The sequence below is a fragment of the Alcanivorax sp. 24 genome, from assembly GCF_004360225.1.
In the GTDB taxonomy this organism is placed as follows: domain Bacteria; phylum Pseudomonadota; class Gammaproteobacteria; order Pseudomonadales; family Alcanivoracaceae; genus Alloalcanivorax; species Alloalcanivorax xiamenensis.
This window is the reverse complement of sequence record NZ_SNUA01000002.1, coordinates 111,681-125,869: the sequence shown is the minus strand read 5'-3', so window position 1 is coordinate 125,869 and position 14,189 is coordinate 111,681. Positions and strand designations below refer to the sequence as shown.

At 62.3% G+C, this 14,189-nt stretch carries 9 protein-coding genes; 1 reads left to right on the top strand and 8 read right to left on the bottom strand.

Annotated elements, in window-relative coordinates; translation table 11 throughout:
* Positions 1-15: 15 nt before the first annotated feature.
* The 6 genes from E0L37_RS03100 to E0L37_RS03075 form a co-directional block, all read right to left on the bottom strand.
* Complete coding sequence (locus E0L37_RS03100) at positions 16-852, bottom strand: ABC transporter ATP-binding protein (RefSeq protein ID WP_097059118.1); 837 nt, start codon at positions 850-852, stop codon at positions 16-18.
* A 75-nt stretch (positions 853-927) separates the two neighbouring features.
* Positions 928-2,256: an ABC transporter substrate-binding protein gene (locus E0L37_RS03095; RefSeq protein ID WP_159661517.1), complete on the bottom strand. Its 1,329-nt coding sequence runs from the start codon at positions 2,254-2,256 to the stop codon at positions 928-930.
* Positions 2,257-2,359: 103 nt separating this feature from the next.
* The gene (locus E0L37_RS03090) at positions 2,360-3,418 is read right to left on the bottom strand and encodes a branched-chain amino acid ABC transporter permease (protein WP_133490344.1); all 1,059 of its coding nucleotides are present in this window, start codon (positions 3,416-3,418) and stop codon (positions 2,360-2,362) included.
* Positions 3,419-3,422: 4 nt separating this feature from the next.
* A complete protein-coding gene (locus E0L37_RS03085) occupies positions 3,423-4,307 on the bottom strand; it encodes a branched-chain amino acid ABC transporter permease (protein WP_022995308.1) in 885 nt (294 codons plus the stop codon).
* A 2-nt stretch (positions 4,308-4,309) separates the two neighbouring features.
* Positions 4,310-5,131, bottom strand: coding sequence for an ABC transporter ATP-binding protein (locus E0L37_RS03080; protein WP_133490343.1), 822 nt, complete (start codon positions 5,129-5,131; stop codon positions 4,310-4,312).
* Between the two features lie 3 nt (positions 5,132-5,134).
* Positions 5,135-7,081: an AMP-binding protein gene (locus E0L37_RS03075; protein WP_133490342.1), complete on the bottom strand. Its 1,947-nt coding sequence runs from the start codon at positions 7,079-7,081 to the stop codon at positions 5,135-5,137.
* Between the two features lie 523 nt (positions 7,082-7,604).
* Between E0L37_RS03075 and E0L37_RS03070 the strand changes: the two genes are divergently transcribed.
* Complete coding sequence (locus E0L37_RS03070; RefSeq protein WP_133490341.1) at positions 7,605-8,318, top strand: Crp/Fnr family transcriptional regulator; 714 nt, start codon at positions 7,605-7,607, stop codon at positions 8,316-8,318.
* A 187-nt stretch (positions 8,319-8,505) separates the two neighbouring features.
* Here E0L37_RS03070 and murI read toward each other — a convergent pair whose 3' ends face one another.
* Together murI and E0L37_RS03060 are read right to left on the bottom strand one after the other, a co-directional pair.
* Entirely contained in the window at positions 8,506-9,291 is a 786-nt protein-coding gene (gene murI / locus E0L37_RS03065) for a glutamate racemase (RefSeq protein WP_133490340.1), read from the bottom strand.
* Positions 9,288-13,835, bottom strand: coding sequence for a tetratricopeptide repeat protein (locus E0L37_RS03060; RefSeq protein ID WP_166642986.1), 4,548 nt, complete (start codon positions 13,833-13,835; stop codon positions 9,288-9,290). The genes murI and E0L37_RS03060 overlap by 4 nt, the downstream gene beginning before the upstream one ends.
* Positions 13,836-14,189: the final 354 nt, after the last annotated feature.

Below are 14,189 nucleotides of genomic sequence, written 5' to 3'. Positions count from 1 at the left end.
CCACCGCTCACGGCGTCAGGACAACCAACGCTTGCGGCGACGATAATGCTTGGTATCACGGAAGCTCTTGCGTCCTTCTCCGGATCCCACGCCAAGGTAGAACTCCTTGACGTCCGGGTTTTCACGCAACTGGGCGGCATCGCCGTACATGACGATACGGCCGTTTTCCAGGATGTAGCCGTAATCCGCATGGCGCAGAGCCACATTGGTGTTTTGCTCGGCCACCAGGAAGGTCACGCCCTCCTCCTTGCGCAGCTTGGAGACGATGTTGAAGATCTCCTCCACCAACTGCGGCGCCAGGCCCATGGACGGTTCGTCCAGCAGGATCATGCGCGGCTTCGCCATCATCGCCCGGCCCATGGCCAGCATTTGCTGCTCACCGCCGGAGGTGTAGCCGGCCACCGAGCGGCGGCGCTCCTTGAGGCGGGGGAAATAGGTGTAGACCATTTCCATGTCGCGCTGCACCGCGGCGGCGCCGTCACGCCGGCCGTAGGCGCCGACCAGCAGGTTTTCTTCCACGCTCAGGTGTTCGAATACCCGGCGCCCTTCCATGACGTGCAGTACACCTCGGCGCACACGGTCGGCGGCGCTCAAGGTGTCGATGCGCTCGCCGTTGTAATGGATCGATCCACGGGTGATGTCACCGCGCTCCCCGGTCAGCAAACCGGAAATGGCTTTCAAGGTGGTGCTCTTGCCGGCGCCGTTGCCGCCCAGCAAGGCGACAATGGAACCCGGTCCCACATCCAGGGATACCCCTTTGAGCACCAGCACCACATGGTTGTACACGACTTCGATGTTGTTGATGGAAAGCAGGGTCTGTTCGGCCTGTCGAGCCGTGGCTTGTTCCGCCATGTCGTTCTTCCTCTGTTCGGCCGGCGGTGCCGGAGTGCTTGCTACTCCGGCACCGCGCCGTTGGTCACAGGGCCGTTAGTCGCAGGATTTGGGGGTGATGCCTTCCTGCTTGGCGTAGGCTTCCGCCGACGCTTTGTACATCGGGAACACCAGGTCCTTGTTCGGTTTACGGAATTCGGTGACCTGTTCCCAGGCTTCCCCGTTCCACTGCTGGATCAGCGCCATGCCGGGTCCCTCGTGGTCCAGACAGGTGATGTGCACCGGCGGCATCAGGCCGCCCATACCCAGCTCCTTGGTGCGAGCTTCAGGGATATCCAGACTCTGCCATGCCTTCAGGGTTTCCTCGCGAGTGGAAGGCCGGCCTTTCTCGGACATGTCCTGAGCCTGACGCCAGGCTTCGATGATGTAACCGGCGTTAATCAAGCCGCGGTTATAGGCGATGGTGCCTTTGGCGTCGCCGGATCCCGCCGCTTTGCCGGCGTCGTATACGTGTTTCTTCAACGCGTCATAGATCGGGTAATCGGCGCCCGGACCGTGGAAGGTGACCGCTTTGTAGCCTTTGGCATCTTCTCCCGCGGGCTTCACCGCATCGTCCTGGGCGGCATAGATACCACCGATCATGTGGCTGACGTCGATGCCCATGGAAGAGGCGGTACGGATGGCGGTGGGGTTCATCACGCCCCAACCGAACAGGGAGATCCAGTCCGGTTTGATACGCCGCACCTGAGTCCATACCGTGCGCTGCTCCACGCCCGGCGGAGAGATCGGTACTTCATGCAGGGTGAAACCGTATTTTTCCGCGTAATGGCGCAGCACCCCCAACGGCTCACGGCCGTAGGCGGAATCGTGATAGGCGTGGACGATGTCCTTGCCTTTCAGGTTTTCCCAGCCGCCTTCCTGCTCGGCGATGTAGTCCATCACCACGGTGGTACTGGACCAGTAGGTGGTGGGTACCATGAAGACGTTATCCAGCACCGGACCATAGGCGGCATCGGCGCGTCCGTAGCCCATGGTGCTCATGGTGATGCCATCCGCCCGGGTGCGCGGAATCAGCGCGTAGGTGATCCCGGTGGACAACGGTGCCACCACGGTGGCACCGCCGTGGCGGTCCTTGAGACGTTCATAGCATTCCACGCCGCGGTCATTGGCATAACCGGTTTCGCATTCCTCAAGGCGAATCTTCACGCCGTTGATACCGCCGTCACGCTCATTGATCAATGTCACGTAATCCGCGAAGCCATCGGCGAAGCCGATGCCGCTGGGCGCGAAGGGACCGGTGCGGTACACCAGACTCGGCAGGTACTGTTCCTTGGCTTCCTGAGCCTGCGCGGAGATCGCGCCGGTCAGGCCGATGCAGGCGCTCAGCCCGATCAGCGCCGCTTTCTGCAACATTGTTGTTTTCATGATCGTCCTCCAAGGGGGCAAGCCCCCGACCCTTGATTTGTTATTTCGTTGTCCGCCCGACCGGGCGATGTTTTCTGTTACACCCTCGTCATCACCGTCGTGATCAATAGGGGAACGGCCACAGCCGCAGTTTCTGTTTGGCGATGCTCCACAGACGGGCCATGCCATGGGGCTCCACGATCAGGAAGAAAATAATCAGGGAGCCGAAGATAAACACTTCGATATAGCTGATCATGGCGGTGCTCAATGGCAGCCCCAGGGCGCTGGGAATGATATTGAGGAAAATCGGCACCAGGACCACGAAGGCGGCGCCCAGGAAACAGCCCAGAATCGACCCCAGGCCGCCGATGATCACCATGAACAGGACGTCGAAGGAGGTATAGATATTGAACGCGTCCGCCTCCAGCTGGCCCAGGTACAGGAAGGCCCAGAGCACGCCGGAGATGCCGATGAAGAACGAGCTCACCGCGAACGCCTTCAGCTTGGTGGGCATCGGCCGGATACCGATGATCTCCGCCGCCACGTCCATATCGCGGATCGCCATCCATTTACGGCCGGTGGCACTGCGCACCAGGTTCTTGGCCAGCAGCGCCATGAGCACCAATATGATCAGCGATAGATAATAGCGGTCGGTGACGGTCTCGATGCTCCAGCCGAACATGTGGAAGTCCGGCGCCGAGATCACCCCGGAAGCGCTGTAATTGTTGAACCAGGGGCGCTGCAGCAGCCACACCAGAAAGAACTGCGCCGCCAGCGTGGTCACCGCCAGATAGAACCCCTTGATGCGCAGTGCCGGCAGGCCGAACAACACCCCTGCGCCGGAGGTGATCAACCCCGCCAGCACGAAGATAACCGGCATCGGCAAGTCAGTGCGGATAGCCAGGTTCCAGGCGGCGAACGCGCCCACCGCCATGAAGCCGCCGGTGCCCAGGGAAATCTGCCCGCAGTAGCCCACAAGGATGTTGAGCCCGATGGCCGCCAGCGAATAAATCAAAAACGGCAACAGCAACGAGTTCATCACATAGTTGGACGCGGTGAACGGAACCACCAGAAACGCCACCAGCAATACCAGGATCAGGAAAATACGGTCCTGGCGCAGCGGCAGAATCGCCTGGTCGGCCTGATAGGTTTTTTTGAACTGTCCGGATTCGCGATAAATCATGCGGTCAGATCCTTTCTATAATTTTTTCGCCAAACAGGCCTTCCGGCCGCCATACCATGAACGCCATGGCAATGATGTACGCGAACCAGCTGTCGATGCCGCCGCCGATGATCGGTCCCAGATAGACCTCGGCCAGAGCTTCGCCGGCGCCAATGATAAGACCGGCGACGATGGCGCCCGGGATCGAGGTGAGCCCGCCCAGCAACAGCACCGGCAGCGCCTTGAACGCCACGTCCACCATGACCGGCTGCACTCCCAGGGCGCCGCCCCAGACGATGCCGGCCACCACCGCCACCAAACCGGCGATGGACCACACCACCACCCACACCGTGCTTAACTTGATGCCCACTGACTGTGCCGCCTGGTGATCGTCCGCCACCGCTCTCAACACCCGTCCCATGCGGGTCTTCTGCGAGAAGAACACCAGCCCCACCACCAGCGCGGCGACGATGGCCGCGGTGATCAGGTCATAGCTCTGCAGCAGCATGTCGCCGAGAAAGATCGGATCGGAGGGGATGCCCACGTCCAGCGTGCGCGATCGGCTGCCCCAGAAAATCTCGGCGAAACCGATCAGGGCGAAGAAGATACCAATAGTGGACATGAACAGGATGATCGGTTCCTGGTTCACCATCGGGCGCAACACCACCCTCTCGATGACCCAGGCCACGCCGATCATGATCACCAGGGTGATCGGGATCGCCAGCCAGTACGGCAGGCCCCAGTCGTTGTGCATGCCGCCCATGAACATGGCGGCGAACAGGACCATCGCCGCCTGGGCGAAGTTGAAGATGCCGGAGGCCTTGAAGATCAGAACGAAGCCCAGCGCCACCAGTGCGTACATCACGCCGGCCAGCAAGCCGCCGATGAGAACTTCCAGAAAAAACATCATGGCTATGCGCTCTCCTGTTCCTGAACACCCAGATAAGCCTCGATCACCTTGGGATCGTTGCTCACCTCCCTGGGCGTGCCCTCGCCAATCTTCTCGCCGTGATCCAGCACCACGATGCGATCGGACAGGTCCATCACCACGCCAATATCGTGTTCGATCAGACAGATGGTGGTGCCGTATTCATCGTTGACGTCGAGAATGAAACGGGCCATGTCCTGTTTTTCTTCCAGGTTCATGCCCGCCATGGGCTCATCCAGCAACAGCAGTTCCGGCTCCGCCGCCAGCGCCCGGCCCAGTTCCACCCGCTTCTGCAGGCCGTAGGGCAAGGTGCCCACCGGAGTCTTGCGCACATGCTGCAGGTTGAGGAAATCGATGATCTCCTCGCAGAAATGCCGGTGCTCCAGCTCCTCGCGGCGGGCGCGGCCGAACCAGAAGGCGTTCTCCAGCAGCGAGGCTTTGGTTTTCAGATGCCGGCCGGTCATGATGTTGTCCAGGGTCGACATGCCCTTGAACAGGGCAATATTCTGAAACGTCCGGGCAATGCCCTGACTGGCGGTGACGTAGGGCCGCATATGCTTACGCGGTTGCCCTTTGTAGGTCAGGGTTCCGGAGGTGGGATGATAGAAACCGTTGATGCAATTGAGCATCGACGACTTGCCCGCCCCGTTGGGCCCGATAATGGAAAAAATCTGCCCCTTGCGGATCTCGAAGCCCACGTCATGCAGGGCACGGACCCCACCAAAACGCAGCTCCACATTTTCGACTTTGAGCAGTACTTCCGACGCCTGCTCGCGTGGCGTCAGATCGGAAACCGTTGCCACCATGGTTCACCCCGCCTTGCTGAGCTGCTGATAGGTACTGGCGTCACTGATCGACAACGTGGAACTCAGTTGACCGGTGCTGCCGTCCTCGTAAGTCACCCGAACGTCCACGTCCACCTTTTCGTCACCGCCGTACAGCGCTGAAATCAGCGGCTCATAGCGCTCGGCGATGATGCGCCGGCGCACCTTGCGGGTACGGGTGATTTCGCCGTCGTCCGGGTCCAGCTCCTTGTGCAGGATGAGGAAGCGATGGATCTGGATCGATGCCATTTCCGGATCCTCGGCCAGATCCCGATTGACCGCTTCCACTTCTTCCCTGATCAACTGATACACCTCCTCACGGCCGGCCAGATCCATGTAGCCGGTGAACGAGATGTTGCGCCGCTCCGCCCAGTTGCTCAGTGCTTCGAAATCGATATTGATGAACGCGGTGACGTAATCCCGTTGATGGCCGAATGCCACCGCCTCCTTGATGTGCGGATGGAACTTGAGTTTGTTCTCGACGAATTTGGGGCTGAACAGGGTGCCGCCATTGAGACGCCCCACATCCTTGGCCCGGTCGATGATGCGCAGATGGCCATCCTCGGTAAACATGCCGGCGTCGCCGCTGTGCACCCAGCCATCCTCGGTCTTGGTCTCACGGGTGGCTTCTTCGTTCTTGTAATAGCCCATGAAAACGCCGGGGCCGCGGAACATCACCTCGCCATTCTCATCCAACCGTATTTCCACGCCTTCCGCCGGCGGTCCGACGGTGTCCGGGCGCACGTCGTTGTCCTTTTGCAGACACAGGTATACGGAACATTCCGTCTGCCCGTACAGCTGTTTGAGGTTGATACCCAGGGCGCGGAAGAAATCGAAAATATCCGGCCCCAGCGCCTCACCAGCGGTGTAGGCCAGACGAATACGGCTGAAGCCGAGCACGTTACGCAGCGGTCCGTAGACCAGCACATTGCCCAAGGCGTAGTGCAATCGTTCCAGTAACGACACCGGCTTGCCTTCCAGCAGACGCACGCCAACCTTGCGGGACACTTTCATGAAGTGCTGGAACATGATCTGTTTGAGGCGGCTGGCGTTCTCCATCCTCACCATCACATTGGTGATCAGGTTTTCCCAGATCCGTGGCGGCGCGAAGAAATAAGTGGGGCCGATTTCGCGCAGATCAGTCATCACCGTTTCCGGAGATTCCGGGCAGTTGAAGCAGAAGCCGGAGATCAGGCTCTCGCCGTAAGTGATGAAGTGATCGCCCACCCAAGCCATCGGCAAATACGCCAGGGTTTCGTCTTTCTCGGTGATGTTGTCGAACTTCACCGCCAACTTGCCGGTCTCGATCAGATTGTCATAGCTGAGCATGACGCCCTTGGGCCGGCCGGTGGTACCAGAGGTGTAGACAATGATGGACAAGTCCCCGCCCTGGCCCAGGGCCACTTCGCGAGCGAAGAAATCACTGTTCTCGCGGGCATGGACGCGGCCTTTTTCCTGTACCCCGGTCAATTCGTGTAAAAACGGTTCCGGATAGTTGCGCAGGCCCCTCGGGTCGTCATAGACCATGGTCTCCAGGCTCGGTACCTGACTTTTGATGTCCAGCACCTTGTCCACTTGCTCCTGGTTTTCCACCACCGCGAAGCGAACTTCCGCATGATGCAGTACATACTGCATCTCATCGCCAACCGAGTCCTGATACAGCGGTACCGGAATCGCGCCCATGGCCTGTATCGCGGCCACCGACCAATACAACTGCGGCCGGTTGTCGCCGATCACCGCCACGCGGTCGCCGCGTTGCAAGCCGAGCGCCTTCAGTCCTCCGGCCAGGGCTTCCACTTCCTTGTACACCTGACGCCAGGTCCAGGTCTGCCAGATGCCCAGATCCTTCTCCCGCATGGCATCCACATTCGGCCGGTGCCCAGCGTTATGGATCAGCAGTTTGGGAAATGTGTCCAGTTCATTGACCGACATGGCGGACACCTCCCATTCTTCTCATACCAATCCGACGGTTGGTCAAGGTGAAGCAGGGGTTCGCCACGGTGATTCCGGTGCGGCCCGGACAGGCTCGGGGAGCGGCGACGGAGCAGGACCGAACAAGGGAATGACAGGAAATCGCGGAGCTCATGGCAGCCGTGGCACGTTCAATAGACCTGCCGGTGCCACCAGTGCCGCCCGCCAAACGAGGGATACACGTCAAGGCTCTCACCTCCAGCTTTTGCGCGGCCGCCCGGGCCACGACGTTATTGTTATTAACATTGGGAACGCTGTAAGTACTTGTTCACAGGTTCCTTTTATACGTACTCTTTTCTGTTTCAGGCTACCCGCCTGACGGCCTTTTGCAAGCGGTCCGCACAACGGCGTCCGCGGGATCATCCAGGGCCGGCGCATCAGCGCATGACCATCTATATCATCGACTGGCTGCACCAAGCTGTCGTTTCCGCGACAATCTGGGAAAGAAGCTCTTTTTCAGACCGGAGTACGGGATTACAACACCATGTCCGTCAAAGATCATAGCGATGACATCAGCACCCCCCACGGCGACGTGGAGAGCATGCTGCGCGACTCGATCTGGGCCCAGAACCTGGATTCCGTGGCGCTGGACCACGTGCGCAGCCAGATCACCGAGCGAGAAGTGGGCCCGGGAGACTATGTCTGTCATCAGGGCTACCCGGCGGACCACTGGATCGGCGTGATTCAGGGGCTGGTGAAACTCAGCGTGCTGTCTCCGGAGGGCAAGGCGATCACCCTTACCGGCGTCAATGCCGGCGGCTGGTTCGGCGAAGGCTCGTTGCTCAAGGACGAACCCCGTCGCTATGACGGTATCGCGGTGGGCCAGACCCGGGTGGCTCTGATGCCCCGGGCCACGTTCACCTGGTTGCTGGACAACAGTATCGCCTTCAACCGTTTCCTGTTGCGGCAACTGAACGAGCGCCTCGGCCTGTTCATCTCCATGGTCAGCTTCGATCGCATGCTGCGCCCCGAAGCGCGGGTGGCCCGCTGTCTGGCCACGCTGTTCAATTCCTACCTCTACCCCAATGGCTCCCTGAGCCTGAAGGTCTCCCAGGAAGATGTGGCGCAACTGTGTGGTATGTCACGCCAGCGCGCCAATCAGGCCCTGCGCGAGCTGGAAGCCAACGGCCTGCTGAAAGTGGAATACGGCCGCATCAACATCCAGGACCTGGAAGCACTGCGGGACTATGGGGAATGAGAAAGGCAGTGGACAGTTGATAGTGGACAGTTGACAGCGAAAACAAGGGACGGAACTGCTGTGGGAAGCTTGCTTGCAAGCGAATATTGCTAAACGCCTGAGCGAACCCCATTCGCTTGCAAGCAAGCTTCCCACAGCGGCTAAAGATGACCTGTTTTTTCTTTCGCTGTTAACTGTTCACTATTAACTATTCACTGATTTTTCCCGGTGGCTGGAAGCCGAATCCGGAGAAGGCGCGGGCGAGGCCGGGTTTTTCCGGCGCCGTGGCCCAGCTGAGAAAAGCGCCGGAAGACACCGTCGGTTGGGGTACCTCCCCAACCACCTGGACTACCCGTCGGGCGATGGCGTCACCGGAGTCAATCCAGTGCAGCGGGCCCGGTACCATTGATGCCAGGGATTCCCGCAACAACGGGAAATGGGTGCAGCCGAGCACCACGGTGTCCAGTTGGGGAATCGCCGCCAGTGGCGCCAGGCATTCGGCGAGCACCCGGGCGTCCAGCGGCTCTCCCGCCAGCCAGCGTTCCGCCTGGGCCACCAGAGGATCGGCGGCGATACGCGCCACGGTGCAGTGGCCGGCGAACTCCGCGATCAGACGGTCGGTGTAGGGGCGTGCCACGGTGGCGGTGGTAGCCAACAGGGCGATAACCCCGGAGCGGCTCAGCCGCGCCGCCGGTTTGATCGCCGGCACCGTCCCCACCACCGGAATCGCCAGCCGTTCACGTAACGCCTCCAGCGCCAGAGTACTGGCGGTATTGCAGGCCACCACCAGCACCCGGGCGTCACTGGCCACCACCGCCGCCGCGCAGACGTCGACGATCCGGCGCAGCAGCCAGGAATCCGGCTTGGTGCCGTACGGCAAGGCGGCGTTGTCGCAAACATAGGCCAGCGGCAGCCCCGGCACCTGCTGACGCAGGGCCGTCACCACCGACAGGCCGCCGACACCGGAATCGAACACCAATACCGGGCGGCTCACAGCACCACCCGCAACCACAGCCACCACAACCAGTGCTTTTGACCGGCCAGGAAGCGTCTGGCGGCGCTGGCGGTCCGTTCCTGTCCACGCAGTCGCCACCAGTAGCGGCGCACCAGACGCAGACGCACCGCCGCATCGATCTCGTCACTGTCGAGCAGCCATTCCAGCGCAAACCCGAATAACCCGCCGCGCCGTGGATCCCGACGTAACCGCTCAACGTTAGCCAGAAGTTGCTCAGCGGACACACCCGCCAGGGCCTGGGCCCGGGCCCAGACCACTACCACGGCGTCGGGCATGTCGGAGTCAGCCAGCCAGTCCGGCGCTGCCCGCCACAGCGCCTGGCGGGCATCGGAGCCAGCGGCCGCCACCCATACCAGCGGCTCCAGCAGCAGCCAGTTGTTATCGCGCCAGTCGCGGATCACGCTTTGGTACAATGGCCAGGCCGCGCCCAGCTCCGCGGACTCCAGCGCCAGCCTCAACTGACGGGCGCGCACGAACACATTGCCCTCGTCGACCAGGATACGGGTCAGCAACTCCCGCGCCCGCTCGGGGTGCCCGCTGTCCATATAGTGATCCAGCAGGGTCAGTTGGATATAAGTATCGGAATAATCCCGCGCCAAAGCCCGTTCCAGGTAATCGGACACTTCGTCCTCGATGGCCCGCCGGGCCTCCCCCTCGGTCACCTCCAGCATCAGCTCGGCGGCTTCCACCAGGGCGCCGGCATGCCCCGGCTGCAGCGCCACCAACTGGCGGCTGGCGTGCAGACAGGGTTCCACTTCCCCGGCGTCCTTGTACCAGGTAGCCAGCAGACGCCAGCCACGGGAGAACGCCGGATCATCGCGCAACACCTGATCCCGCATCATGCTGATGGCGGTGTCGCGATCGCCCTGTTGATAACGCAGCCAGGCGGTGAAGCCCAGTACTTCGGTGGGCGGCGGCCCGCGCCAGTAGTCCCGCGACAGCAGCGGCTCAATCTCCTTTTCCCGGCCGATCCGGTGCAACACCTCGCATTGGTCGATCACCAGAGAGGGGTCGTGGGGACGCAGTGTCCGTGCCCGCTCGATGAACGCCAGTTCCTGATCCTGCTCATCAGTGAGCAGATAGCAGTGGCGCCACAGGTCGGCGTTACTTTCCTGCTCGTTGGCAAGCCGTTCCGCCAGCGCCAGCGCCTCGCCACGGCGATCCGTTTCCCGCGCCCATTCCCCCAGTTTGTCCCAGCCCCAGTGGTAATCCGGGGTCTCGGCCAGGGCACGGACCATGGTGTCGAAGGCCTCCTCGCGCTGCCCGCGCCGCCACAGCAGATCGGACTTGTAGCCCAACAGCAGGCCTTCCCGGGGCAAGCGCCGCAAGGCGCGGTCGATGTGCCCTTCGGAGGCGTCGAAATCGCCCCGCACTTCCAGCACATCGGACAGGGAAATCACCGCCTGCACCCAATCCGGTGATTGCCGCAGGCACTCGGTCAGATCGGCCTCGGCCCCCTCGGTGTCGTCCGTCAGCAAACGCAAACGACCGCTTTCCAGCCACAGGCGCGGGATCAGGGGAAAACGCCGGCAGCCTTCCTGAATGCACTCCAGGGCACGGTCCATATGGCGTACATCGCGATGAAAATGGGCGGCGGCGAGCCAGCTCTGCCACAGGTCCGGGCGCTCCGCGATAACCTGGTCCACGAACGCCGCCACCTCCTCATCCGTGAGAAAGCGGCGGGCCAGCTCGACGAAGGCCTGCACACCGTCACCGAAGGTCACCTGCTCCAGCAGTTGCCGATGAATGAAGCTCAGTGCCTCACGCTTGGCGGCCACGTCCGGGTAGCACTCCAGCAACCCGTGGAAGGCATCCGGCCGATCCACACTGGCCTGGATAGCGGCACGGAACGCCCGGGCCGCGGCGTCATTGTCCTGGGCCAGCAGATGGGCACGCGCGCTGATCACCAGAGCCCGATGGTCGTCCGGGGCTTCCGCCAGCACCCTGCTGGCGAAACGCAGGGCCTGAGCGTAATCGCCGCGCTCCAGGGCGCAATCGGCCATTGCCCGGGCCACCCGGCTGTCGTCCCCGGCCTGCGCCGCCAGGGCCTCCAGTTGCGGCCAGCGCTGGCTCGGTGGCAGTGCTTCAAGGAAGTCGAGCTTAACGCCGCGAATACCATAATCATGAGGATTCAGGCTGCCCTGGCGGTCGATGAACGCGAGCGCCGCCTCCAGGCTGTCCTCGCGTCGCAGTTGTCCGGCAACGAAGCGCAGCGCGCCGGTGTGGAACGGCCGCAGCGCCAGCAGCGCCCGGAAGTGAACACTCGCCTGCTCCAGGTCTCCGGCCTGGCGGGCGATATCCCCCTCGAACTCCAGCACCATCGCTTCCGGCAGATCGTCGCGGCGCTGGGCCAGCAACACCCGGGCCCGTTCCAGATCGGACCGGCTCTGATAGAAAATCAGCGCTTCGTTAACCAGCCAGACATTGCGCGGATGCTCGTTCAGCGCCTGCTCGAACACCTCCCCGGCTTCGCGGCTCAGATCCAGCTGCTCCAGCATCAACGCCAGCGTCACCCGGGCATCGGCGGACAACGGCCCGAGCCGGTCGGCCCGGCGACGCAGCCAGTCCAGGGCCTGGTCGGTCTGACGCAGAAAGCGGGCTGCCTTGAAGTAGCTCTGGGCGTAGCGCTCCACCTTGTCTTCCAGGCAAGCGCAAAGGCGGTACAACTCAAACGCTTGTTCGCGCTTGCCCTCGTCCCAGTTAAGCCCGGCCAAGGAATACAACGCGGTGGCGCGGGTCGGTTCCAGGCGCAGCAAGCGCTCCAGCCACTGATGGGTTTCCTCCGCCACTCGATAGTCATGGCGCAGGGCATGGACCAGCGTCTGAATCAGCAGCGGGTGGCTGTGGCCAGCCTCCAATTGCTCACGCAGATAGATACGCTGCTCCTGGAACCGGCCCAGTTCGCCGAGCATATCGGCCCGCGAGGCGATCAAATTGAGGTCTTCCGGATAGCGTTCCAGCAGCGCGTCCAGGGTCTTCAACGAGGCCGGGGCGTCGTGATCATAGGCGGCCAGACTGCGCTCCCCCCACAGCACCAGCCGGTGCTCGGAGCCTTCCTGGCGCAACCGTTCCAGCGCCGTCACCGCCGCGGACCGGTCGTGCCGTTCCAACGCCAATTGCAAATCATGGTAATGGTCGTAAAGCCGCGCCGCGGGCAGTTCGATGCCATCCAGCCGCCCGGCCTGATCCGATGGCACCATCACCATGCAGCGCGGGCCGGTGGCGGCGTAGCGTTTGGCGGCACCGTCCATCAGCATTTCGCTGATCAGCGGCGAAAAAGGATCACGGATTTTATACACGCCCTTGCGCAAGTCGTAACCGACAATGGCCTGCATATGGGCGCTGCCCGGCTCCACCGTGGACAGCGCCACCGGCACCCCCCGATCCACCAGGGTCCGAATGATGTCGTGATCCATCTCGAATTCACGCACATGCCAACCCAGCTCGCTGATCCAGCGCCGTTCGGTGGAGGCCGGCGTGCCGTCGTAACAGATCTGCTCCGCCACTTCCAGGTGGTCGAACTGGTGCCCCCAGTAGCGGGCCAGCGCCACGAAGGTGGCGGGGGCGCAGGTCATATGGTGCTGGCGCACGAACGCCACCGGCAGCAATGCCTCCGCCGGCTGATCCCGACGTTCGCGCAAGCTTTCGCGGACACTGACCACGAACGGGTCCTTCAGCTCATCCGCCGCCCGCAGCGCCTGATCCAGCTCGCCGCGCTCGTAGTGCAGCTCGAACTCCCGATAGACCAGTTCCCGGTCCACGGTGCCCGGCAGTTCCGGCACCAACGAGCGGGCCCGTTGCAACGCCTCGGCGGCGGGCCCACGTTCACCGTTTTCCAGCAACAGATCATAACGGCGCAGACACAGGTCCACGGATTCCAGTCGCGGAGCCTGTTCCGCCAGCAGCGCCAGGGCCTCGTCGCGGCGATCCAGCAATAACAGCAACTCAGCCCCGGCGGCCACCATCGGACGCGGCGGCGTGGGCGATGCCAACCACGGTTCCAATACCGTCATTGCTTCCGGATAGTGGTCTTGCCGTTGCAGAATGACGGCGTGTTCCAGCGCCAGCCAGGAGGAGCCCGGATGCAGGGCCTGGGCCCGTTCAAGGAATTCGTGGCTGCGTTCCCAATCGCGGTAGATGCTGTAGAGCGTGGCGAAATGGCCGAGCCACAGCCCCTGCAGATGGGGGTCGTCCTCGCACAGGATCTCGCCGTGCTGGTGGATGAAACGCAGAGCCGCCCAGGGCCCGCGCCGGCCGAGCAACTGGAACCCGCGATAATAACGCTGGCGCGGCCGCTCAGGCGCGCCGCGCCAGGCAAGCTGCATCAGTGCCAGGGCGGTGCGGGAGCGGCCCAGATGGTTCAGCGTGCGGCCGCCCAGCAATTGCAATTCCGGGTCTCGCCATCGGGCCGGTTCGCCGTGTTCGCGACACAAAATATCGAAGGTCTGCCGGTACAGCCCCTGCTGGTACTTTTGGCGCGCTTGCCACAACGCATCCGTGGTTTCGGTGACTCCCTGCTGCACGCTCCCCTCTCCCCTTGCCATTTTAAAAAAGAGGGACATGTTAGCCGTGCGAGACGAGAACCGCACCGTATGCGGCAGTTCATTGTGGGAAGGTGGTCTCAGATTTGGCGCGCGACGCCGGACGCCGGTAATGCAAAACCAGACCCAACGCCCTGGCAGGCACTAAGCAACGCTTTTTTATGGTTCATCGCGGTTTGGCGGGAAGGGTCGCTCCGGCGGGGGCTCCGTGCAGCCCCGATTCGAGTGAACCACCGCGTTGCGGACGCCAACAACGACAAACCTTTCCAGGAGAGCAAAGGAGCCCCCTATTGCTCGGTTACCTCGAAGACATCCATTCAGATCATGCTACGAAGC